21 protein-coding genes are annotated in these 22,126 nt (G+C 70.7%); 9 read left to right on the forward strand and 12 right to left on the reverse strand.

The window, feature by feature from the left end; translation table 11 throughout:
• From OHA89_RS16370 to OHA89_RS16405, 8 genes are read right to left on the reverse strand one after another with little or no spacing between them, the layout of a single operon-like run.
• Positions 1 to 2,001, reverse strand: a complete 2,001-nt coding sequence (locus OHA89_RS16370) for an NADH-quinone oxidoreductase subunit L (protein WP_406366469.1) — start codon at positions 1,999 to 2,001, stop codon at positions 1 to 3.
• Complete coding sequence (nuoK, locus tag OHA89_RS16375) at positions 1,998 to 2,345, reverse strand: NADH-quinone oxidoreductase subunit NuoK (protein ID WP_406366471.1); 348 nt, start codon at positions 2,343 to 2,345, stop codon at positions 1,998 to 2,000. Before nuoK ends, OHA89_RS16370 begins: the two co-directional genes overlap by 4 nt.
• Positions 2,345 to 2,935: an NADH-quinone oxidoreductase subunit J gene (locus OHA89_RS16380; RefSeq protein ID WP_406366472.1), complete on the reverse strand. Its 591-nt coding sequence runs from the start codon at positions 2,933 to 2,935 to the stop codon at positions 2,345 to 2,347. Before OHA89_RS16380 ends, nuoK begins: the two co-directional genes overlap by 1 nt.
• Positions 2,932 to 3,537: an NADH-quinone oxidoreductase subunit I gene (locus OHA89_RS16385; protein ID WP_215144076.1), complete on the reverse strand. Its 606-nt coding sequence runs from the start codon at positions 3,535 to 3,537 to the stop codon at positions 2,932 to 2,934. The genes OHA89_RS16380 and OHA89_RS16385 overlap by 4 nt, the downstream gene beginning before the upstream one ends.
• Positions 3,537 to 4,505, reverse strand: a complete 969-nt coding sequence (locus OHA89_RS16390; RefSeq protein ID WP_215144077.1) for a complex I subunit 1 family protein — start codon at positions 4,503 to 4,505, stop codon at positions 3,537 to 3,539. The genes OHA89_RS16385 and OHA89_RS16390 overlap by 1 nt, the downstream gene beginning before the upstream one ends.
• Entirely contained in the window at positions 4,502 to 5,596 is a 1,095-nt protein-coding gene (locus OHA89_RS16395) for an NADH-quinone oxidoreductase subunit C (RefSeq protein WP_406366475.1), read from the reverse strand. Before OHA89_RS16395 ends, OHA89_RS16390 begins: the two co-directional genes overlap by 4 nt.
• A complete protein-coding gene (locus OHA89_RS16400) occupies positions 5,593 to 6,180 on the reverse strand; it encodes an NADH-quinone oxidoreductase subunit B (RefSeq protein ID WP_215145627.1) in 588 nt (195 codons plus the stop codon). The genes OHA89_RS16395 and OHA89_RS16400 overlap by 4 nt, the downstream gene beginning before the upstream one ends.
• Entirely contained in the window at positions 6,171 to 6,578 is a 408-nt protein-coding gene (locus OHA89_RS16405; RefSeq protein WP_069921479.1) for an NADH-quinone oxidoreductase subunit A, read from the reverse strand. Before OHA89_RS16405 ends, OHA89_RS16400 begins: the two co-directional genes overlap by 10 nt.
• A gap of 147 nt (positions 6,579 to 6,725) precedes the next feature.
• Between OHA89_RS16405 and OHA89_RS16410 the strand changes: the two genes are divergently transcribed.
• The 8 genes from OHA89_RS16410 to OHA89_RS16445 all read left to right on the forward strand — a co-directional run bounded on the left by OHA89_RS16410 (position 6,726) and on the right by OHA89_RS16445 (position 17,244).
• On the forward strand, positions 6,726 to 7,895 hold the full coding sequence (locus OHA89_RS16410) for a sensor histidine kinase (protein WP_266608262.1): 1,170 nt from the start codon (positions 6,726 to 6,728) through the stop codon (positions 7,893 to 7,895).
• A 345-nt stretch (positions 7,896 to 8,240) separates the two neighbouring features.
• Positions 8,241 to 9,554 carry a sensor histidine kinase gene (locus OHA89_RS16415; RefSeq protein ID WP_406366477.1) on the forward strand — a complete coding sequence of 438 codons (1,314 nt, stop codon included), beginning with the start codon at positions 8,241 to 8,243 and terminating at the stop codon, positions 9,552 to 9,554.
• Between the two features lie 237 nt (positions 9,555 to 9,791).
• Entirely contained in the window at positions 9,792 to 10,451 is a 660-nt protein-coding gene (locus tag OHA89_RS16420) for a response regulator transcription factor (RefSeq protein ID WP_308296728.1), read from the forward strand.
• Between the two features lie 145 nt (positions 10,452 to 10,596).
• Positions 10,597 to 12,540, forward strand: coding sequence for a 2-oxoacid:acceptor oxidoreductase subunit alpha (locus OHA89_RS16425; RefSeq protein WP_406366479.1), 1,944 nt, complete (start codon positions 10,597 to 10,599; stop codon positions 12,538 to 12,540).
• Positions 12,533 to 13,600, forward strand: a complete 1,068-nt coding sequence (locus OHA89_RS16430) for a 2-oxoacid:ferredoxin oxidoreductase subunit beta (RefSeq protein WP_406366481.1) — start codon at positions 12,533 to 12,535, stop codon at positions 13,598 to 13,600. The genes OHA89_RS16425 and OHA89_RS16430 overlap by 8 nt, the downstream gene beginning before the upstream one ends.
• Before the next feature lie 158 nt (positions 13,601 to 13,758).
• Positions 13,759 to 14,613 (forward strand): SDR family oxidoreductase, encoded by an 855-nt coding sequence (locus tag OHA89_RS16435; protein ID WP_266943554.1) that lies wholly within the window; start codon positions 13,759 to 13,761, stop codon positions 14,611 to 14,613.
• A gap of 124 nt (positions 14,614 to 14,737) precedes the next feature.
• The gene (rarD, locus tag OHA89_RS16440; RefSeq protein ID WP_266608273.1) at positions 14,738 to 15,712 is read left to right on the forward strand and encodes an EamA family transporter RarD; all 975 of its coding nucleotides are present in this window, start codon (positions 14,738 to 14,740) and stop codon (positions 15,710 to 15,712) included.
• A 215-nt stretch (positions 15,713 to 15,927) separates the two neighbouring features.
• Positions 15,928 to 17,244 (forward strand): M28 family metallopeptidase, encoded by a 1,317-nt coding sequence (locus tag OHA89_RS16445; protein ID WP_266608275.1) that lies wholly within the window; start codon positions 15,928 to 15,930, stop codon positions 17,242 to 17,244.
• A gap of 11 nt (positions 17,245 to 17,255) precedes the next feature.
• On the opposite strand, the gene OHA89_RS16450 is transcribed toward OHA89_RS16445, so the two are convergent.
• The 4 genes from OHA89_RS16450 to OHA89_RS16465 form a co-directional block, all read right to left on the reverse strand.
• The gene (locus tag OHA89_RS16450) at positions 17,256 to 17,654 is read right to left on the reverse strand and encodes a hypothetical protein (RefSeq protein WP_251064845.1); all 399 of its coding nucleotides are present in this window, start codon (positions 17,652 to 17,654) and stop codon (positions 17,256 to 17,258) included.
• Complete coding sequence (locus OHA89_RS16455; protein WP_229337077.1) at positions 17,651 to 17,854, reverse strand: ribbon-helix-helix domain-containing protein; 204 nt, start codon at positions 17,852 to 17,854, stop codon at positions 17,651 to 17,653. The genes OHA89_RS16450 and OHA89_RS16455 overlap by 4 nt, the downstream gene beginning before the upstream one ends.
• A gap of 107 nt (positions 17,855 to 17,961) precedes the next feature.
• A complete protein-coding gene (locus tag OHA89_RS16460; RefSeq protein WP_266608283.1) occupies positions 17,962 to 19,152 on the reverse strand; it encodes a sigma-E factor regulatory protein RseB domain-containing protein in 1,191 nt (396 codons plus the stop codon).
• A 233-nt stretch (positions 19,153 to 19,385) separates the two neighbouring features.
• Positions 19,386 to 20,396: a polyprenyl synthetase family protein gene (locus OHA89_RS16465; protein WP_215145641.1), complete on the reverse strand. Its 1,011-nt coding sequence runs from the start codon at positions 20,394 to 20,396 to the stop codon at positions 19,386 to 19,388.
• A 190-nt stretch (positions 20,397 to 20,586) separates the two neighbouring features.
• Here OHA89_RS16465 and OHA89_RS16470 point away from each other — a divergent pair, with 190 nt between their 5' ends.
• Positions 20,587 to 22,104 (forward strand): peptide MFS transporter, encoded by a 1,518-nt coding sequence (locus tag OHA89_RS16470; RefSeq protein ID WP_406366483.1) that lies wholly within the window; start codon positions 20,587 to 20,589, stop codon positions 22,102 to 22,104.
• Positions 22,105 to 22,126 lie beyond the last annotated feature (22 nt).

Here is a 22,126-nt window from a genome sequence, read left to right on the forward strand (position 1 = left end):
TCACGATCCGGCGTTGACGTTGGCGAGGACGGCGGTGGCGATCGCCAGGACCACGGCGCCGGCGAGCAGGGCGCTCAGGTAGCTCTGCACGTTGCCGGTCTGGGCACGGCGTACGAGGCTGCCGAGCAGCCGGGTGCCGCTGCCGGCACCGCTGACGTACGTGTCCACGACCTCGCGGTCGAGGAAGCGGACCAGGCCGGCGGCCGCGCGGACGGGGCGGACGAACAGCCGGTCGTAGACGGCGTCGAGGTGGAAGCCGTCGGCCGCGTGGCGGTGCAGCGGGCCGAGGAACGCCTTGCCCGGGTCGGGGGCCGAGCCGACCGGGACGGCGGGGTGGTCGTGAGTGACCTCGGCGACCTCGGGGGTCTCGGCGGCGGATTCGGCAGCGGCGGCGGACGCGGACAGGCCGGCTCCGTAACCGGCTGCGACGGCCTTGACCGTGGCGCGCTGCCACAGGGCGTAGGTGAGCAGCGCTCCGACGACGGCGGCGCCGGTGCCGAGGAGCGAGGTGGTCAGGGTCGGGGTGAGTTCCCTGCCGTCGAACCAGTCGGCGAGGGGGCCCGCCGCGAGGCCGAAGCCGATCGTGGGGATCGCGAGCAGCCACAGCACGCCGGTCATGGCGACGGGCTCCTTGCCGTGGTCGGGGGCGGCGGCGCCCCGGCCGCGGAAGGCCATCAGCCACAGCCGGGTGGCGTAGGCGGCGGTGAGCAGGGCGGTCAGCAGGCCGGCGATCAGGACCAGCCAGCCGGCGGCGCTGGGGGCGAACTCCGAGTGGCCGGTGGCGGTGTGCTCGGCGGCGACGAGGACGGCTTCCTTGGAGAAGAAGCCGGCGAAGGGCGGGATCGCGGCGAGCGCGAGCAGCGCGAGCGTCATCGTCCAGAAGGCGTCGGGGATGCGCTTGGCCAGGCCGTCCATACGGGACATGGCGGCCAGGGAGTTCGTACCGGCGGCGTGGATGATCACGCCCGCGCCGAGGAACAGCAGTGCCTTGAAGAAGCCGTGGGACAGGAGGTGGAAGACGGCGGCGCCGCGGTCGCCGACGGCCAGGGCGCCGATCATGTAGCCGAGCTGGCCGACCGTGGAGTAGGCGAGCACCCGCTTGATGTCGTCCTGGGCGAGGGCGGCGAGGCCGGAGCCGATCATCGTGACGGCCGCCATGACGGCCATGACCACCAGCGCGGCGCGGGAGGCCGCGAAGACCGGGAGGAGGCGGGCGACGAAGTAGACACCGGCGGCGACCATCGTCGCGGCGTGGATCAGCGCGGAGACCGGGGTGGGGCCCGCCATGGCGTCGGGGAGCCAGGTGTGCAGCGGGAACTGCGCGGACTTTCCCGCGACTCCGGCGAGCAGGAGCAGCGCGATCAGCGTCGGGTGGTCGAGCCCGCCCGCGGCGACGGTGCCCAGGATCTTGGTGATCTGGAAGGAGCCGGCGTCGGTGGCGAGCGCGAACAGGCCGATCAGGAAGGGGACGTCACCGAGCTTGGTGACGAGGAAGGCCTTCAGGGAGGCGGAGCGGGCCGCCTCGGTCTCCCAGTAGTGGCCGACCAGGAAGTACGAGCAGATGCCCATGACCTCCCAGCCGACCAGCAGCACCATCAGGTCGCCGGAGTAGACGACGAGCAGCATGGCGGAGGTGAACAGTGAGACGAGAGCGGCATACGACGGGTAGCGCGGGTCCTCACGGAGGTACGCCGTCGAGTAGAGCTGTACGCAGGTGGCGACGACCCCGACCAGGATTGCGACGAGCGCGGCGAAGCCGTCGATGTAGAGCGAGAGGTCGATCGGTACCGAGCCGGTCGGGGTGAGCTCGGTCGCGGTGCTGATCGCCGTGCCGCCGCCCTGCCGGATCGCGACGAGCACGGCCAGTACGGCGGCGGCCAGCGTCGGCAGGATCGCGAGCGGCCGGACGAAGCCGGGGGCGGTGCGGCCGAAGAGCAGTCCCGCGACCGCGCCCAGGAAGGGCAGGAGGGGGACCAGGACGGCGAGGGTCGTGGTGCTCACGCGGTGACCTCGCTCTGGTTGTTCGGGGTGGGCTCGTGGCCCTCGGCGGTGTCGCGGAGCCGGTCGACGTCCGAGGTGCCCCGGTTGCGGTAGACCATCAGCACGATCGCGAGGCCGATGCCGATCTCGGCGGCGGCGATGGCGATGGTGAAGAGGGTGAGGGCCTGGCCGGCGTGCAGGGCGTCGCGCAGCCAGGCGTCGAAGGCCACCAGGTTGAGGTTGACGGCGTTGAGCATCAGCTCGACGGACATCAGGACCAGGATGGCGTTGCGGCGGGCGAGCACTCCGTACAGGCCCGTGCAGAAGAGCAGCGCCGCGAGCACGGCGGGGTAGGCGAGGTGCATCAGCGCTGCCCCTTGTCGGTGGAAGCGCCGTCTTCGGCGGAACTGTTCCTGCGTGACAGCACGATGGCGCCGATCAGGGCAGCGAGGAGGAGGACGGAGAGCGCTTCGAAGGGCAGCACCCAGTGCTGGAAGAGGATCTCGCCGGAGACCTTCGTGGAGCCCTGGACCGGGCCGTCGAGGTCGATCCAGGTCGTGCGGAAGGCGTCGACGACGACCCAGACGAGTGAGACGGCCGCGACGACGGCGACGGAGAGCGCAATCCAGCGGTTGCCGGAGTCGGCGTCCGGGGAGCGGCCGATGGGGGCCTTGGTGAGCATCAGGCCGAAGAGGAGGAGGACGACCACGGAGCCGAGGTAGATCAGGACCTGGACCCAGGCGATGAACTCGGCGGTCAGCAGCAGGTACTCGACGGCGATGCCGCCGAGCGCGACGACCAGCCAGAGGGCGGCGTGCACGAGCTGCTTGGTGGTGACCGTGACGAGGGCCGCGCCGAGGGTGGCGAGGCCGACGAGGACGAAGGCGATCTCGACGCCGCTCGGGGAGAGGAAGCCCTGGCCTCCGGCTGCGGCGAGAGTGACGGCGGGGGTCACGCGTCTCCCTCCGGGGTGGTCGGGGGCTGGGTGGCTTCGGCCTCGCCGGCGGCTTCGGCTTCGGCAGCGGCGGCTGCCGCGGCGGCGGCCTCGGCCTTCTCCACGGCCTTGCGGGCGGCGGCGATCTCCTTGGGCTCCTCGGCGGCCGGGTCCAGGGCGGGCGGAGCCGGGACCGTCCACATCCACTCGCGCAGCTTGTCGCGCTCGTGGGTCAGCTCGTGGATGTCGGTCTCCGCGTACTCGAACTCCGGCGACCAGAAGAGGGCGTCGAAGGGGCACACCTCGATGCAGATACCGCAGTACATGCAGAGGGAGAAGTCGATGGCGAAGCGGTCGAGGACGTTGCGGCTGCGCTCGCGGCCACCGGGGGCGGCGGCCGGGACCGTCTCCTTGTGGGAGTCGATGTAGATGCACCAGTCGGGGCACTCACGGGCGCAGAGCATGCAGACCGTGCAGTTCTCCTCGAACAGCCCGATGACCCCGCGGCTGCGCGGCGGGAGCTGGGGCTGGACCTCGGGGTACTGGGCGGTGTGCGACCGCTTCGTCATCGTCCGCAGCGTGACCGCGAGGCCCTTGGCCAGGCCGGATCCGGGGATGGGCATTACTGGATCGCCACCTTCACGATGCCGGTGAGCGCGATCTGGGCGAGCGCGAGCGGGATGAGTGCGGTCCAGGCGAGCTTCTGGAGCTGGTCCTCACGGAGCCGGGGGTAGCTCACGCGGAGCCAGATCACGACGAAGGCGAGGATCGCGGTCTTGAGCAGGGTCCAGACCCAGCCGAGGCCGTCGGCGCCGAAGGGCCCCTGCCAGCCGCCGAGGAAGAGGACGGTGGTGAGGGCGCAGAGGACGACGATGCCGGCGTACTCGGCGAGCAGGAACAGCGCGAAGCGCAGGCCGGTGTACTCGGTGTACGCGCCGAAGATGATCTCGGAGTCGGCGACGGGCATGTCGAAGGGGGGCCGCTGCAGTTCGGCGAGGCCGGCGGTGAAGAAGACGAGCGCGCCGACGATCTGCCAGGGCAGCCACCACCACTGGAAGCTCTCGACGATGCCGGGGAGGGAGACCGTTCCGGCCGCCATCGCCACGGAGGCGGCGGCCAGCAGCATGGGGAGCTCGTAGGCGAGCAGCTGGGCGGCGGTGCGCAGGCCGCCGAGCAGGGAGAACTTGTTCGCGGAGGCCCAGCCGGCCATGAGCGAGCCGAGGACTCCGACGCCCATGACGGCGAGTACGAAGAACAGGCCGGCGTCGATGACCTGGCCGACCGCGCCCTCGCCCGGGCCGATCGGGATCGCGAGGAGGACGAGGAGGTACGGGAGCAGGGCGACGGCGGGGGCGAGCTGGAAGATCCGCCGGTCGGCGTTGGCCGGGACGATGTCTTCCTTCTGCGCGAACTTCACGCCGTCGGCGACGAGCTGGGCCCAGCCGTGGAAGCCGCCGGCGTACATGGGGCCGAGGCGGCCCTGCATGTGCGCCATCACCTTGTGCTCGGTCTGCCCGACCACGAGCGGGAGCACGAGGAAGACGGCGAAGACGACGATGAGTCGCAGCGCGACGTCGAGGACGTCGTTCACGCGTCGCCTCCCTTTTCGTCTGGGGTGGGGTCGGATTCCGGATCCGGGTCCGGCTCCGGCTCCGGGGTCTCGGCCTGGTCCGGGGTGGCCGGCGTGGCCGGGGCGGCCGGTGCGGCCGGGGGCTGCGGTTCCTCGAAGGCCGGCTTCGGGTTGTGCCAGGGGGCGTCCGAGCCGGTTGCCGCCGGGCGGGTGGAGCCGGGTGCGGCTTCGGGCACGGGTGCCTCGGCCTCGGCCGGGGTCTGCGGCGCGGCCGGCGCGGCCTGGCTGGCCGAGCCCTCCGAGACCGAGCGCGTACGGCGGGGCGGGCGGGGCGGGGTCTCGGACGCGGGCCCGGCTGCCGGGGTCTCCGGCGCGGCCGGCGCGGCCTCCGCGGCCTGGGTGGCCGAGCCCTCGGTCACCGAGCGGGTGCGGCGGACCGGGGCGCCCTCGCGCGGGGTGCGCGCGGCGGCACCCGCCGCGCCTGCGGCGCCCGCGGCGCGCGGGGTGCGGGCCGGACGGGCCGGGGCCGGCGGGAGCTGGCCCTTCATCGGGCCCCAGTCGTTGGGGTCCGGGACGCCCGGCGGAAGCATCTGACGGCGCTTCGGTGCGTTCGGATCGTGGGCCTCTCCCGGCTCCTTGGCGCCGGGCCAGGCCTTGGCGACGCGCGCGGCCAGGACGAAGTCCTTGCGCAGCGGGTGCCCTTCGAAGTTCTCCGGAAGGAGGAGGTGGACGAGGTGGGGGTGGTCGGTGAAGACGATCCCGAACATCTCGTACGTCTCGCGCTCGTGCCATTCGGCCCCCGCGTAGACGGCGACGGCCGACGGCAGGGAGGGGGCGGAGTGCGGGACCGTCGTGCGCAGCAGGAGGCGGCGTACGCGGTGGTTCTCCAGCGAGACCACGTGCGCGCAGATGCGGAAGCCGGTGCCCGGCTCGTCCACCGCGCTCAGCCAGTCGAAGTAGGTGCAGCCCAGCTTGTCCCGGGCGATCTCCAGGGAGGAGATCCAGGAGCCGACCGGCACGTCGACCGTCAGGACGTCGTACGAGGACGAGCCCACGGCCTCCTCGCCGAAGACCGTCGCCGCCGCGTCGGGAAGGGAGTCGTAGAGGTTCACGCGCCGCTCCCGGGGGCCGGCGGGGGCGTGACCAGGCCGCTGGTGAGCTGACCCACGGACGGGCCGGCCGCATAGCGGTCCGCGAGGGACTCGCGAGCGATCTTCTCCTGGAGCTTGAGGATTCCCTGGAGCAGCGCCTCCGGGCGCGGCGGGCAGCCGGGTACGTAGACGTCGACCGGGATGATCTGGTCGACGCCCTTCGTCACCGAGTACGAGTCCCAGTACGGGCCGCCGCAGTTGGAGCAGGCGCCGAAGGAGATGACGTACTTCGGCTCCGGCATCTGCTCGTAGAGTCGCTTCACGGCCGGCGCCATCTTGTCCGTGACCGTGCCCGAGACGATCATCAGGTCGGCCTGGCGGGGGCCCGGCGCGAAGGGGATCACACCGAGCCGGATGAAGTCGTGGCGGGCCATCGACGCGGCGATGAACTCGATCGCGCAGCAGGCCAGGCCGAAGTTGAAGACCCACAGGCTGTACCGGCGGCCCCAGTTCAGGACCACCTTCATCGGTTCCGGGGCGAGCCGGGAGAGAACTCCCAGGCGCTTGGGCTCCGGCAGCATCACGGGCTCCGGTGTCACGTCCATTCGAGGACGCCCTTCTTGTACGCATAGAGCAGGCCGACGGCCAGGAAGCCCAGGAAGATGAACATCTCCACCAGCGTCGTGGCGCCGTAACCGGCGGCGGCGAACACCGTCGCCCACGGGAACAGGAAGATCGAGTCGACGGCGAAGATGACGTAGAGGAACGCGTAGACGTAGTAGCGGACCTGGGTGTGCGCCCAGCCCTCGCCGACCGGGTCCACTCCGCATTCGTACGTCAGCAGCTTCTCGGGGGTCGGGACCACGGGGCGCAACAGGCGTCCGGCGCCGAAGGCCACGGCCACGAAGAGCACACCGAGGAGGGCCAGCAGACCGACGACCGAATAACTCCGGAAGTAGTCCGCCGCGAGCACGGTTACGGTCGATACCGTTGGTTCAGGCACGTCCGTTCCTCGCTCCTCGGTCACTGTCGACGATCTGGTACAGGCGGGAGTCTAGGGCCTGCCTCACACAGGGTGGGGTTATCCCCCGTTCACAGCACCCCGGCCACCCCATGGCGTCGGCGGACGGCCCTTGGCAGGCTGTGCCGCATGACCACGACCCATGACCTCCCCGACAACGACCGGCCGCCCCCCGTCCGCGCCGTCTTCAGTGCCGTGACGTGGAAGGAGATCGCCTACCTGGTGAGCAACCTGCCGCTGGCGATGGTCGGATTCCTTTATGCGGTTGTCATGGTTGTGGGAACGGGCGGTCTGTCCGTGACCGCGATCGGACTTCCACTGCTCGCATGTGGTCTCTGGTTGTCTCGGCAGTTGGGACGGCTGGACCGGGCACGGGCCCGGTCGCTCCTGGGCGTACGGGTGGACGAGCCGACGCCGATACCCGGCCCGCGGCGGGCGGGCGGGTTCTTCCCCTGGCTGTGGACGAGCATCAAGGACCCGGTCGGCTGGCGGACGGTGCTGTACCAGCTGGTCCGGCTCCCGTGGGGAGTGCTCACCTTCACGGTAGCTCTGGCCGGGCTGTTCGTGCTGTGGCCGGTGCTGCCGTATCTGGTGCGCATGCTCGCGAACGCGGACCGGGCGATGGTGCGGGGTCTGTTGTCGCCCTCCGACGACCTGGAACGGCGGATCGCGGAGCTGGAGTCGGACCGGGGCGTGGTGGTCGACACCGCGGCGGCCGACCTGCGGCGCATCGAGCGGGATCTGCACGACGGGGCGCAGGCGCGGCTGGTGGCCCTGGCCATGGGGCTGGGCCTGGCGAAGGAGAAGCTGCTGGAGGACCCGGAGGGCGCGGCGGCGATGGTCGACGAGGCCCACGGGGAGGTGAAGCTGGCGCTCCAGGAGCTACGGGACCTCGCGCGCGGGATCCATCCGGCGGTGCTGACCGACCGGGGCCTGGACGCGGCGCTGTCCTCGGTGGCGGCGCGGTGCGTGGTGCCGGTGAAGGTGGCGGTGGATCTGCCGGCGCGGCCGGCGGAGGCGATCGAGGGGATCTCGTACTTCGTCGTGTCGGAGCTGCTGCAGAACGTGAGCAAGCACGCGCAGGCGCGGGGCGCGAGCGTGGAGGTGTGGCGGGCGGGGGAACGGCTGCTGATCCGGGTGTCGGACGACGGGCGCGGTGGCGCGCGGATGTCCGGGGGGACCGGGATGGCGGGGCTCGCGGAGCGGTTGGGGGCGGTGGACGGGGTCTTCGTCGTGGACTCTCCCGAGGGGGCGGGGACGGTGGTGACGGCGGAGCTGCCGTGGCGCGGCCGCGGGTAGTCCGGGGTCGGGGTTGGGATCGGGACTCCCGTCCGGGGTGGGACGGGGGTCCCGGTTGCGTTTCCGGGCGCGGCCCGGCTGCTGGGGCTCCGCCCCAGACCCCGCGCCTCAAACTCCCCCAGACTCCGTCCGGGGGGACCCCCAGGCGGGGCTGGATGGGGCGGCGTAGGGCTGAAGAGAGACCGGGGCTCCGCCCCGAACCCCGCGCCTCAAATGCCGGCCCGGCTGGATTTGGCCGGGGTGGGGTTAACCCCCCGGTGCAGAGGCCGACACGCCGCATGGTTCGGCGGGGTGGGGGGCGACAGGGTGGAGGGGTAGCGCGGAGACGGAAGGGCGGGTCGGGACATGGACGACGGCAAGGGCACGGGCAGTGACAGCGGCAGTGGCTTCGGGGCGGTGGTGCGGGCTCCCGTCGCACGGCGGACCTGGCGCGAGTTCGGGTACCTGCTGATCGGGCTGCCGCTGAGCATCCTGTACTTCTCGCTGGCCCTCGCCGGCCTGAGCTCCGGCGCCGGGCTGCTCGTCACCTTCCTCGGGGTTCCGGTCCTCGCCGGTGTGCTCGCCATGTGCCGCGGGTTCGGCCGTCTGGAGCGGACCCGGGTGCGCGTCCTGCTCGGGACCGACATCGCCGATCCGGCGCCGATCCGGGCCAGGAAGCGCGGGGCCCTTTCCGCGATGGGGGCGCTGCTCAAGAGCGGGAGCGCCTGGCGGCACGTGCTGTACTGCGTGATCCACTTCCCGTGGGCGGTCTTCGGCTTCTGCGTGGCGCTGGTGTTCTGGGCGTCCGGGTGGGCCTACCTGCTGTATCCGCTCTGGTTCTGGGTCTTCCCGGCCTACACCGACCAGCCCGGGCTTCAGCTCTTCCAGAACGGCGACTACTCCTTCTATCTCGACTCCCCCGCCGAGATCGCCCTCACCTGCCTGGTCGGGCTGGCCTTCACCCTCGCGACCCCGTGGGTGATCCGGGCGCTGACCACCGTCGACCGGGTGATGGTCGGCGGGCTCCTCGGGCCGTCCCGGCTGGCCACCCGGGTGACCGAGCTGGAGTCCGACCGCGGGGTGGTCGTGGACACCGCGGCCGCCGACCTGCGGCGCATCGAGCGGGATCTGCACGACGGGGCACAGGCCCGGCTGGTGGCCCTGGCGATGGACCTGGGGCTGGCGAAGGAGAAGGCGACCGAGGATCCGAAGGCCGCCGCCCGGATGGTGGACGAGGCCCACGGAGAGGTGAAGATCGCCCTCCAGGAGCTGCGCGACCTGGCCCGCGGGATCCACCCGGCGGTGCTGACCGACCGGGGCCTGGACGCGGCGCTGTCCTCGGTGGCCTCGCGGTGTGCCGTTCCGGTACGGGTGACCGTGGACCTCCCGGCCCGGCCGACGGCGGCGATCGAGGGGATCGCGTACTTCACGGTCTCGGAGCTGCTGCAGAACATCAGCAAGCACGCGCGGGCACAGGTCGCGAGCGTGGAGATGTGGAAGTCCGGGGAGCGGCTGCTGATCCAGGTCGCCGACGACGGCCGGGGCGGGGCGAGCGTCGGGGAGGGGACCGGGCTGGCGGGGCTGGCCGAGCGGCTGGACGCCGTGGACGGGGTCCTGGTCGTCGACTCCCCCGCCGGTGTGGGGACCACGGTGACCGCCGAGCTCCCCTGGCGGGCGTGAGCGGCTGACGGGCGACCGCGACCGCGACATAGCGGCGTCACGACGCCACGACGCCACGCCGAGGTCCGGGCCGAGCGGCCCGGACCCGTCCGTTTTTCACCGCGTGCGAAAACTCCCCCCGGGCGCCCACCCGTTGTCCCGGCTCTGCCTGGATCCGGCCTCGAGGCTGGGATGCTTGGCTGAGCCAGGGAGTGCGGGATGAGTGGACGCGGGAGCTGCTGAATCGTGGAAGACAGGGTGCGGGTGGTCATCGCCGAGGATTCGGTGCTGCTGCGGGAGGGCCTGACCCGGCTGCTGACCGATCGGGGGCATGACGTCGTGGCGGGCGTCGGGGACGCGGAAGCCCTGATCAAGACCGTGTCGGACCTGGCGGCTCAGGACGAGCTGCCGGATGTGGTGGTGGCCGACGTACGGATGCCGCCGACGCACACCGACGAGGGCGTACGGGCCGCCGTACGGCTGCGCCGCGAATATCCCGGGATCGGGGTGCTCGTGCTGTCGCAGTACGTGGAGGAGCAGTACGCCACCGAACTGCTGGCCGGTTCCACCACCGGGGTGGGGTACCTGCTCAAGGACCGGGTGGCCGAGGTACGAGAGTTCCTGGACGCGGTGGTCCGGGTGGCACGGGGCGGTACCGCCCTGGACCCCGAGGTCGTCGCCCAGCTGCTCGGCCGCAGCCGGAAGCAGGACGTGCTGGCGGGGCTGACGCCGCGCGAGCGCGAGGTACTGGGCCTGATGGCCGAAGGACGCACCAATTCCGCCGTGGCGAAGCAGCTTGTCGTGAGCGACGGAGCGGTGGAGAAGCACGTCAGCAACATCTTCATGAAGCTGGGCCTGTCGCCGAGTGACGGGGATCACCGGCGTGTACTGGCCGTTCTCACCTATCTCAAATCATGATCGACTGACACTCTGTCAGATAAGGCATACCGGTCGGGCTGTCTCGAAGGGCGGTCCAACGGTCCAGAATGTGGCCGCCCCCGGAGAGCTGACCGACGTAGGGTTGGTTCTGGGGGTGCCCACGCCTCGAAGGAGGTCCAGTTCAGTGACCAGCCAGGTCAGTAGCCCGGCCGAGCAGGCCGACGGGGCTGGGGGTGCCGTTGTCGCAGGACAGCGCACCTCTGCGAGTCCGGGCGGCAAGGAAGTCCGCCGGCTTGATCGTGTGATCATCCGGTTCGCGGGTGACTCGGGTGACGGTATGCAACTCACCGGTGACCGGTTCACCTCGGAGACGGCGTCGTTCGGCAACGACCTCTCGACGCTCCCGAACTTCCCCGCCGAGATCCGCGCCCCCGCCGGAACCCTGCCGGGCGTGTCGTCCTTCCAGCTCCACTTCGCGGACCACGACATCCTCACGCCCGGGGACGCCCCGAACGTGCTGGTCGCGATGAACCCGGCCGCCCTGAAGGCGAACATCGGGGACGTGCCGCGCGGCGCGGAGATCATCATCAACACGGATGAGTTCACCAAGCGCCCCATGGCCAAGGTCGGCTACGAGACCTCCCCCCTCGAGGACGGCTCGCTGGCGGCCTACAACCTCCACCCGGTCCCGCTGACCACCCTCACCGTCGAGGCGCTGAAGGACTTCGGGCTCTCCCGCAAGGAGGCCGAGCGCAGCAAGAACATGTTCGCGCTGGGGCTGCTGTCGTGGATGTACCACCGGCCGACGGAGGGTACGGAGAAGTTCCTGCGGCAGAAGTTCGCGAAGAAGCCGCAGATCGCCGAGGCGAACGTGGCCGCGTTCCGCGCGGGCTGGAACTTCGGGGAGACGACGGAGGACTTCGCGGTCTCCTACGAGGTCGCCCCGGCCACCCAGGCCTTCCCGACCGGTACCTACCGCAACATCTCGGGGAACCTGGCCCTGTCCTACGGTCTGATCGCCGCGAGCCGGCAGGCGGATCTGCCGCTCTACCTGGGCTCCTACCCGATCACCCCGGCCTCGGACATCCTGCACGAGCTGAGCAAGCACAAGAACTTCGGCGTGCGGACCTTCCAGGCCGAGGACGAAATCGCGGGCATCGGCGCGGCCCTGGGTGCCGCGTTCGGCGGGGCCCTGGGCGTGACGACCACCTCCGGACCCGGCGTGGCCCTGAAGTCCGAGACGATCGGCCTGGCGGTCTCCCTCGAGCTGCCGCTGCTGATCGTGGACATCCAGCGCGGCGGGCCCTCCACCGGCCTGCCGACGAAGACGGAGCAGGCCGACCTGCTCCAGGCCATGTACGGGCGCAACGGCGAGGCCCCGGTGCCGATCGTCGCCCCGCGCACCCCGGCGGACTGCTTCGACGCGGCGCTGGACGCGGCCCGGATCGCGCTCACCTACCGGACCCCGGTGTTCCTGCTCTCCGACGGCTACCTCGCCAACGGTTCCGAGCCCTGGCGGATCCCCGACATCGCCGACCTGCCCGACCTCAAGGTCCAGTTCGCCTCCGGCCCCAACCACGAGCTGGCGGACGGCACCGAGGTGTTCTGGCCCTACAAGCGCGACCCGGAGACCCTGGCCCGCCCGTGGGCGGTCCCCGGCACGCCCGGTCTCGAGCACCGCATCGGCGGCATCGAGAAGCAGGACGGCACCGGCAACATCTCGTACGACCCCGCCAACCACGACCACATGGTCCGCACCCGCCAGGCCAAGATCGACGGCATCCAGGTCCCCGACCTGGAGGTCGACGACCCCGACCAGGCCCGCACCCTCGTCCTGGGCTGGGGCTCCACCTACGGCCCGGTCACGGCCGCGGTCCGGCGTCTGCGCGCGGCCGGCCACCCGATCGCCCAGGCCCACCTGCGTCACCTCAACCCCTTCCCGAGGAATCTCGGCGAGGCTCTGAGGCGTTACGAGAAGGTAGTGGTGCCGGAGATGAACCTCGGGCAGCTCGCCACCCTGATCCGGGCGAAATACCTGGTGGACGCCCAGTCGTACAACCAGGTCAACGGAATGCCGTTCAAGGCGGAGCAGCTCGCGAAGGTTCTCGAGGAGGCCATCAATGACTGAGGTGACCGACGCCCCGAATCTGCTGTCGCTGGTCCCGAAGGCCGAGGCCGCGCAGTCGGCCAAGGACTTCAAGTCGGACCAGGAGGTCCGCTGGTGCCCCGGTTGCGGTGACTACGCCGTCCTCGCGGCCGTCCAGGGCTTCATGCCCGAGCTCGGCCTCGCGAAGGAGAACATCGCCTTCGTCTCCGGCATCGGCTGCTCCTCCCGCTTCCCGTACTACATGAACACCTACGGGATGCACTCGATCCACGGCCGTGCCCCGGCCATCGCCACGGGTCTGGCCACCTCCCGCCGCGACCTGTCCGTATGGGTCGTCACCGGCGACGGCGACGCGCTCTCCATCGGCGGGAACCACCTCATCCACGCCCTGCGGCGCAACGTCAACCTCAAGATCCTGCTGTTCAACAACCGGATCTACGGTCTGACCAAGGGGCAGTACTCCCCCACCTCCGAGGTCGGCAAGATCACCAAGTCCACCCCGATGGGCTCGCTGGACGCGCCGTTCAACCCGGTGTCCCTGGCCATCGGCGCGGAGGCCTCCTTCGTGGCGCGGACGGTGGACTCCGACCGCAAGCACCTCACCGAGGTGCTGCGCGCGGCCGCCGACCACCAGGGCACGGCGCTGGTGGAGATCTACCAGAACTGCAACATCTTCAACGACGGCGCCTTCGAGGTCCTGAAGGACAAGGACCAGGCGCAGGAAGCCGTGATCCGCCTCGAGCACGGGCAGCCGATCCGGTTCGGCACCGACGGCCACAAGGGCGTCGTCCGCGACCCGGCCACCGGCGACCTCCAGGTCGTCACGGTCACCCCCGGGAACGAGTCGCGGATCCTGGTCCACGACGCGTACGGCGCCAGCCCCACCAACGCCTTCGCGCTCTCCCGCCTGGCCGACCCCGACACCCTCCACCACACCCCCATCGGGGTGTTCCGGAGCGTCGAGCGGCCCGTCTACGACACTCTGATGGCCGAGCAGCTGGACACCGCCGTCGACCGCAGCGGCAAGGGCGACCTCGCCACCCTGCTGGCCGGCAACGACACCTGGACGGTCGTCGGCTGACCCGCACCCCGTAACCCGTACGACGCGTGAAACCGGAGCCCGGATCTCTCAGGAGATCCGGGCTCCGGTGCATGGCGACACTCTCGACCCTGAATGCTTTCTAAAAGTTAGCGCTTACCGTAGGGTGGTGTTATCGCCACCTCACGAGGAGAGCAATCATGAGCATCGTCGTCACCGCCGCCACCGGAGCCCTCGGCCGTCTCGTCGTCGACGAGCTCCTGGAACGGGTCCCGGCCGACCGCGTCGCCGTCGTCGTCCGCGACCGGGAGAAGGCCGCCGACCTGGCCGGACGCGGGGTCGAGGTACGCGTCGCCGACTACGACGACCCGGCCGCCCTGGCCGCCGCCTTCCGGGCCGGCGACCGCGTGCTGCTGATCTCCGGCAACGAGATCGGCCGCCGCGTCGCCCAGCACACCGCCGTACTGAAGGCCGCGCAGGCGGCGGGCGTGGCGCAGCTCGCCTACACCGGCATCCTCGGCGGCCCCGAGGCCGATTTCGACCTCGCGGCCGAGCACACGGCCACCGAGCAGGCCATCCTCGAGTCCGGGATCCCGTACACCTTCCTGCGCAACGGCTGGTACCACGAGAACTACACGCGCGAGCTGCCCACCGTCCTGGAGCACGGCGCCGTCGTCGCCAGCTCTGGCGAGGGCCGGATCGCCTCGGCGGCGCGGGCCGACTACGCGGCCGCCGCGGCCGCGGTGCTCACCGGGGAGGGCCACCTGAACCGGGTCTACGAGCTCTCCGGCGACACCGCCTGGAGCCTGACGGAGTACGCGGCCGAGCTGTCGGCGCAGACCGGCAAGGAGATCGCCTACTCCGGGGTCCCTGCGCACGAGCACCTGGCGATCCTGACCGGCGCCGGAGTGCCCGAGGGCTTCGCCGCGATCATCGTCGACGTGAACGCGGCGATCGCGCGCGGCCGGCTGGCCGGGACCAGCGGGGACCTGGCCCGGCTGATCGGGCGGCCGACGACCCCGGTGTCGGAGGCGATCGCCGCCGCCCTGGCCTGACCGCCGCCGCTGCCCTCCGGGGGTTTCACTCAGATGTCATGAGTATCTCGTGTTGACGGGCATGACATCTGGCCCGTACGGCGCTACCGTCGTGAGGTTGGCTGAAAGTCGTACAGGAGGCCCCGTGAAGGCAGAGACCGACCAGCGCGCGGGTTTGTTCTACGGATTCGGCGCGTATGGAATGTGGGGGCTGGTCCCCCTTTTCTGGCCGCTGCTCCAGCCCTCGGGCGCCATCGAGATCCTGGCCCACCGCATGGTGTGGTCCCTGGCCGTGGTCGGGCTGGCCCTGCTCGCGCTGCGCCGCTGGGGCTGGATACGGGAGCTGCTGCGCGAGCCCCGCAAGCTCGGGCTGACCACGCTCGCCGCCTCGGTGATCACCGTGAACTGGGGCCTGTACATCTGGTCCGTCAACAACGGCCACGTCGTCGAGGCGAGCCTCGGCTACTTCATCAATCCGCTGGTCAGCATCGCGATGGGCGTGCTGGTGCTCGGTGAGCGGCTGCGCCGCGCGCAGTGGGTGGCGGTCGGCATCAGCTTCGCCGCGGTGCTGGTGCTCGCCATCGGCTACGGGCGGCCGCCGTGGATCTCGCTGGTCCTGGCCTGCTCCTTCGCGACGTACGGGCTGATCAAGAAGAAGCTCAACATGGGCGGGCTGGAGTCGCTGACCGCCGAGACGGCCGTACTGTTCCTGCCCGCTCTCGGCTACCTGCTGTGGCTGGGTGCGCAGGGCCAGTCCACCTTCACCTCGCAGGGCACTGGACACTCGCTCCTGCTGGCCTCGACCGGACTCGTCACCGCGATCCCGCTGGTGCTCTTCGGGGCGGCGGCGATCCGGGTCCCGCTGTCCACCCTCGGACTGCTCCAGTACATGGCCCCGGTGTTCCAGTTCGGGCTCGGCGTCCTCTACTTCCACGAGGCGATGCCGCCCGAGCGCTGGGCCGGATTCTCCCTGGTGTGGGCCGCGCTCGCGCTCCTGACCTGGGACGCACTGCGCAGGGCGCGCCGCTCCCGGGCCGCGCTCGCCGTGGCGGCGGCCACCGTCGCGGTGCCGGCCCGCGAGCGCGCGCAGGAGCCCGCGCCGGGCCCGAGCAGGGCCTGAACAGAGCCCGCACCAGCGGGCACCCGACCCCCACGATCCCCGTTACGGAACCCCCGTAGCGGGGATCGTCCGTTTTCCGAACTGCCCTGACCGAATTGTGGTCTTGACGGACTGTCACACTCTCACTGACCATCGGGCTCGCACAGACGCACTATCGCTCACCTGCTCTATCCCCATCGTTCCGTCACATCCCCGCGGAATCCCGGAGCCCCCACATGAGCCTGTCCGTCTCCCGGCGCCTTGCTGCCGTGACCGCTTTCGCGGTCGCCGGCCTGTTCGCCGCCACCACTCCCGCCGCGCTGGCCGCACCGACGGCGGTCGCCGCGGCGCCGACGCCGCCCGACATTCCGCTGGCCAACGTCAAGGCCCACCTCTCGCAGCTCTCGACCATCGCCGCCAACAACGGCGGCAACCGCGCCCACGGCCGGGCCGGCTACAAGGCCTCGATCGACTACGTGAAGGCCAAGCTCGACGCGGCGGGGTTCACGACCACCCTGCAGACCTTCACCTCCAGCGGCGCCACCGGCTACAACCTGATCGCCGACTGGCCGGGCGGTGACCCGAACTCGGTCCTGATGTCCGGCTCGCACCTGGACTCGGTGACCGCGGGCGCCGGCATCAACGACAACGGCTCCGGCAGCGCGGCGGTCCTGGAGACCGCGCTCGCCGTCTCCCGCGCCGGTCTCCAGCCGACGAAGCACCTGCGCTTCGGCTGGTGGGGCGCGGAGGAGCTGGGCCTGATCGGCTCGAAGTACTACGTCAACAACCTGCCGGCCGCCGAGAAGGCGAAGATCTCCGGCTACCTGAACTTCGACATGATCGGCTCGCCGAACCCGGGCTACTTCGTCTACGACGACGACCCGACGATCGAGCAGACCTTCAAGAACTACTACGCCGGCCTCGGCATACCCACCGAGATCGAGACCGAGGGCGACGGCCGCTCCGACCACGCCCCCTTCAAGAGCGCGGGCATCCCGGTCGGCGGCCTGTTCTCCGGCGCCGACTACACCAAGACGGCGGCCCAGGCGCAGAAGTGGGGCGGCACCTCCGGTCAGGCCTTCGACCGCTGCTACCACTCCTCCTGCGACAGCACGGCGAACATCAACGACACCGCCCTGGACCGCAACGCCGACGCCATCGCCTACGCGGTCTGGAACCTCGGGGCGGCCACCCCGGTCCCGCCGGGCCCGTCCTTCGAGAACACGGCGGACGTGAACATCCCGGACTCCCCGGCAGCCGCCGTGAACTCTCCGATCACGGTCTCCGGGGTCACGGGCAACGCGCCGGCCACCACCAAGGTGGACGTGAACATCGTCCACACCTACCGCGGTGACCTGGTGGTCGACCTGGTCGCCCCCGACGGCACCGTCTACAACCTGCACAACCGCAGCGGTGGCAGCGCCGACAACCTCGTCCAGTCCTACACCGTCAACGCCTCCTCCGAGGTGGCCAACGGGATCTGGAAGCTCCAGGTCAAGGACGTGGCCGCGCAGGACGTCGGCTACATCAACAGCTGGAAGATCACCTTCTAGGGCTGCCGGTCCTAGCCGCGCGAGGCGGGCTGCGGGTCCTGTATGCGGGCCCGCAGCTCCTCGGCCACCGCCCCGATGTCCGCGAGGCCCAGCTTCGCCGCCTCGACCAGATCACCCAGGACCTCGGGCGAGGGCAGCTGCTTGGCCCCGGCCACGCGCAGATACGAGCGGGTCGCGGCGGCGGCGTAGAACTCGTTCATCGGGGATTCCAGCGCCGGGCACACCGCGAGGGTGTGCAGAAACGCGGCGGCCCGCCACGCGGTGTCCGGGGCGGGCTGTTCGGGCACCAGGACGAGGTCGTTCTGGTGCCGGGCGACCGCGGCGGCCACCCCGGAGGGGTCCCAGACGGCGGGATCGGACGGGAGATGGTGGGCCAGAGCGGTCCAGGCCCACTCCATGGTGATCTTCAATTGCCGAACCGCTCCTGGAAGTAGCTCCAGTGGTCGGCGAACTCCTCTATGCCGGACAGGAAGTTCTTCCGGTCCTCGTCGAGTTCGCGTTCCGTGACCTCGGTGATCAGCGCGGTGACCGTCGTCCCCAGCGCCGCCGCGCGCGCCTTCAGGCGTTCATGGAACTCTTCGTCCAGGCGGATGGTGACGTGTCTCGACATGCTCAACACCGTACAGCGGCCCTGCTGTACGCAGGACGGGAATGCCGGAAGGGTGGGCAGGGACACAGTCCCCGCCCACCCTTCGGACGTTCGAATTGCCTGGCGGACTACTTGGCGGAGTTCGCCGTCTTCACCAGCTGGTCCTTGGTGACCGCGCCGACGTAGACCTTGCCGTCATCCGTGATCAGGGCGTTGACCAGGCGGGTGGAGAAGAACCGGCCCTCGCCGAACTTCCCGGAGACCTTGTCCCCGAGGGAGCTCAGGAACTGCTTCGCCTCCTTCGGCGCGTTCTTGTCGTTCTCCAGATCCTTCAGGTTCTGGCCCGCCCCGGTGTTGATCTGCGCCACCGTGGCCCAGCCCTCGCCGAGGACCTTCACGTCGCCCTTGCCGTTCGCACCGCCGGTCAGGGCGTCCAGGCCCGGGAAGGACTCCAGCGCCTTGAACTCTTTGCCCTTCTCCCCCTTGTGGGCCCCGTCCGTACCCTCGGTCACCTTGGCGTTCTTGGGCGGGGTGAAGGCGAACGTGTCGGCGGCCGGCTTGGCGAAGTCCACCTTGGTGAAGCCCGCGTCCACGATCGGCTTGCCGCCCTGGGAGGACAGCAGCTGCACGCGCAGCGGCACGCCGTTCTTGGCGTCGACCGCGATCTGGACCGAGCCCACCGTGGAACCGGCCTGCTTGGGCTTGAGCACCAGCTGGTAGGCGTCCCGCCCGGCCACCTGCGCCGTGTCGCCCACACCGACCTCCGTGGTCGGACCAGCGGCCTTCAGGACCTCCTCGGCCAGCTGCTGGGGCGAGGCGCCGAGCCGGTCGGCCGTCTTCTTCTGGTCCCCGGCGCCGGCGTTCTTGTCGTGGAAGACCTCGTTCGACTTGGAGGCGTAGCCCCACACGTCGTTGCCGTTGTGGATGAGGCTGTACTCGTCCTTGCCGTCCAGGAAGGTCAGCCTCTGGCGGTCCGGGCCGTCGGCCGCGACCCGGAAGGTGTGCGTACCGTTCGCCAGCTGCGCGACCTTGTCCTCCGGAGCGGCGGAGCCGGTCGCGACGCCACTGCCGCCGAGCAGGCCGCCGGCGATCTTCGGCAGGCCCAGGTCGGTGCTGATCTTGGCGGTGCCCGACAGCTCCTGTACGTCCGACGCGGCGATCTTCTCGATGAGCTGCTGCGCCGTTACCTTCGGAAGGTCGGGTCCGCCGGCGTTGGCGAAGGCCGGGACCATCGCGACGGTCGCCGCGGCCACACCTGCCACCGCGACCGGTACGGCGTACCGGGCGACCTTGCGAGAAGTCTTCGTGTTCGCTGCCATGTCAGTGCCCTGCCCTCTGTGTCGACGGCGGCGACCCCCGTGTCGCCGCGCTCACCCGATCTGGTGGGGTTTGATGACTCCATCTGACCAAAACGGCCGCCGGGAAGCGTCAGTCCCCGGACGCAACTGCGCGTACGACCGTGGGATGACACGGAACGGGCCCTTCTGCCCCGACCCGTAGGGGTCGACGGGGCGGAAGGGCCCGTTCCGGTATTGCAGGCGCATCGAGGGCGTTAGCCCGCCCGGTGGACCACCGCGTCGCAGAGCTCCTCCAGCGCCGACTTCGCGAAGCACTCCGGCAGCGGCGCGAGCGTGGCCCGCGCGTCCTCCGCGTAGCGGATGGTGTCGCGGCGGGCCTGCTCCAGCGCGGGGTGCGCCCGCAGCCGGGTGAGCACCTCGGCGTGGCGGGCGTCGTCCGTCAGGTCCCCGTCCAGGAGCCGTACGAGTTCCAGGTCGTCCGGGTTGCCGTCGCGGGCGGCCATCTCGCGCAGCCGCAGCACGGGCAGGGTCGGGATGCCCTCGCGCAGGTCGGTGCCCGGGGTCTTGCCGGACTCGTGCGCGTCGGAGGCGATGTCCAGGACGTCGTCGGCGAGCTGGAAGGCGGTGCCGAGCCGCTCGCCGTACTGGGTCAGGATGTCGACGACCGACTCGTCGGCGCCGGACATCAGCGCGCCGAAGCGGCCGGAGACGGCGATCAGCGAGCCGGTCTTGCCCGCGATGACGTCGAGGTAGTGCGCGACCGGGTCACGGCCGTCGCGCGGGCCTGCCGTCTCCAGGATCTGACCCGTCACCAGCCGCTCGAAGGCCTCGGCCTGGATGCGTACGGCCTCCGGCCCGAGGTCGGCCAGGATGTGCGAGGCGCGGGCGAACAGGAAGTCACCCGTCAGGACGGCAACCGAGTTGCCCCAGCGGGTGTTGGCGCTCTCCACCCCACGGCGTACGTCGGCCTCGTCCATGACGTCGTCGTGGTAGAGGGTCGCCAGGTGCGTGAGCTCCACGACCACCGCGGACGGCACGATTCCGGGTGCGTAGGGATCGCCGAACCGGGACGCCAGCATCACGAGCAGCGGGCGGAAACGCTTGCCACCGGCCCGCACCAGATGCTGTGCGGCCTCGGTGATGAAGGGGACTTCGCTCTTGGTGGCTTCCAGCAGACCCGCCTCGACGGCGGCCAGTCCGGCCTGGACATCGGTCTCAAGAGCCTGGTCCCGCACGCTCAGTCCGAACGGCCCGACGACGGTCACGAGGGGTACTCCTGTCTGCTGACGATCACGTTGACGATCACCTGGATTGTCGATGTGTCGCTGCCATCACTCAACCCAGCGTATCGGGTCTGTTTTCGATCACCGAGAGCGCCTGTCCGGTCGCCACCCGCGCAGCGCCCGAAGCACACCGGTATGTTCGTGAGGAGCCGAATCAACCGGAGAATGCGTTTTGTCCAGAACTTCGACCGATATAGAGGAACCCGCGGACCCGGAGGCTGACCAGCCGCCACCCCGCGACGACCACGCCTTCCTCGGACACCCCCGGGGGCTGGCGACGCTGTCCGGACTGGAGGTCTGGGAGCGCTTCTCGTTCCTGGGCATGCAGGCCATCCTCGTCCTCTACTTCGCCGACACGGTGGCGAACGGCGGACTGGGGATGAACCCGGGCACCGCGGCCTCCGTCTCGGCTGCCTACGGGACCATGGTCTACCTCGTCTCCGTCGCCGGCGGATGGCTCGCCGACCGCATCCTCGGTTCGTACCGCGCCGTGCTCTGGGGCGGCATCCTCATCGCCTGCGGCCACTACGCCATGGCCGTGCCGACCGCAGGCATGACCTGGGCGGGCCTCGGCCTGATCAGCGCGGGCACCGGCCTGCTCAAGCCGAACGTGGCCACCATGGTCGGCAAGCTGTACCGGACGGACGACGACCGGCGCGACGCCGGCTTCGCCCTCTACTACATGGCCATCAACATCGGCGCCTTCGCCGGACCGCTGATCACCGGCTGGCTCGGCGAGCACAAGGGCTGGCACTGGGGCTTCTCCGCCGCCGCCATCGGTATGACCGCCGGCCTGATCCAGTACGTCCTGGGCCGCCGCCACCTGGCCGGACGCAAGCATTCCGCCGAATACGAGCTGGCGCCCGACGCGATGCGCTCGGCCGTGACGAAGATCATCTGCGGCTGTCTGGTATTCGCCGCGTGCGCCACCCTTCTGGCCGTCGCCGGATGGCTGACGATGGGCCGCTTCGTCGACCTGCTCACCCTCGTCTCGGTGATCGCCCCGGTCGTCTACTTCGCCGTCATGTTCCGCAGCCCCCGGGTGACGGCCGCGGAGCGCGGGCGGCTGCGCCCGTACGTGGTCCTCTTCCTGGCCTCGGTCGCCTTCAACTTCATCCTCTTCCAGGCCTACTCGACGATGATGCTGCTGGCCTCGACCAACGCCCGCACCACGATCCTCGGCTTCGAGTTCCCCGCGAGCTGGTACGCCTCCGCGCTCGGCGCCTTCGAGGTGGCCCTGGCGCCGGTCGTCGCCGCCCTGTGGGCCCGTATGGGCCACCGCCAGCCGCACGCCTCGAACAAGATCGCCATCGGTGTGATCCTGGGCGGCCTGTCCTTCCTGCTGATGGTCGTCCCGACCTCGGGACACAGCGGGGACACCTACCAGATGGCCGCCTGGTGGATCGTCGGCTCCTACCTGCTGCTCGGGCTCGGCGACGTCCTGCTGGAGACCTCGGGCATGTCGGCCACCAGCAAACTCGCCCCGAAGGCCTTCGGGAGCCAGACCATGGCGCTGTGGTTCCTCTCCCTGGCGCTCGCCAACGGCATCCAGGCACAGGTCGTGAAGCTCTACGGCGAGGTGTCCAACCCCGTGTACTTCGGCGTCAACGGCGGGATCGCGGTGGCCGCGGGCCTGGCCGTGCTGGCGCTCGCGCCCTGGCTGCGGCGCACGATGCACCCCGTCCACTGAGGCCATGTGGGGACTGAGACCT

It is taken from the genome of Streptomyces sp. NBC_01546, from assembly GCF_045208355.1.
GTDB lineage: Bacteria > Actinomycetota > Actinomycetes > Streptomycetales > Streptomycetaceae > Streptomyces.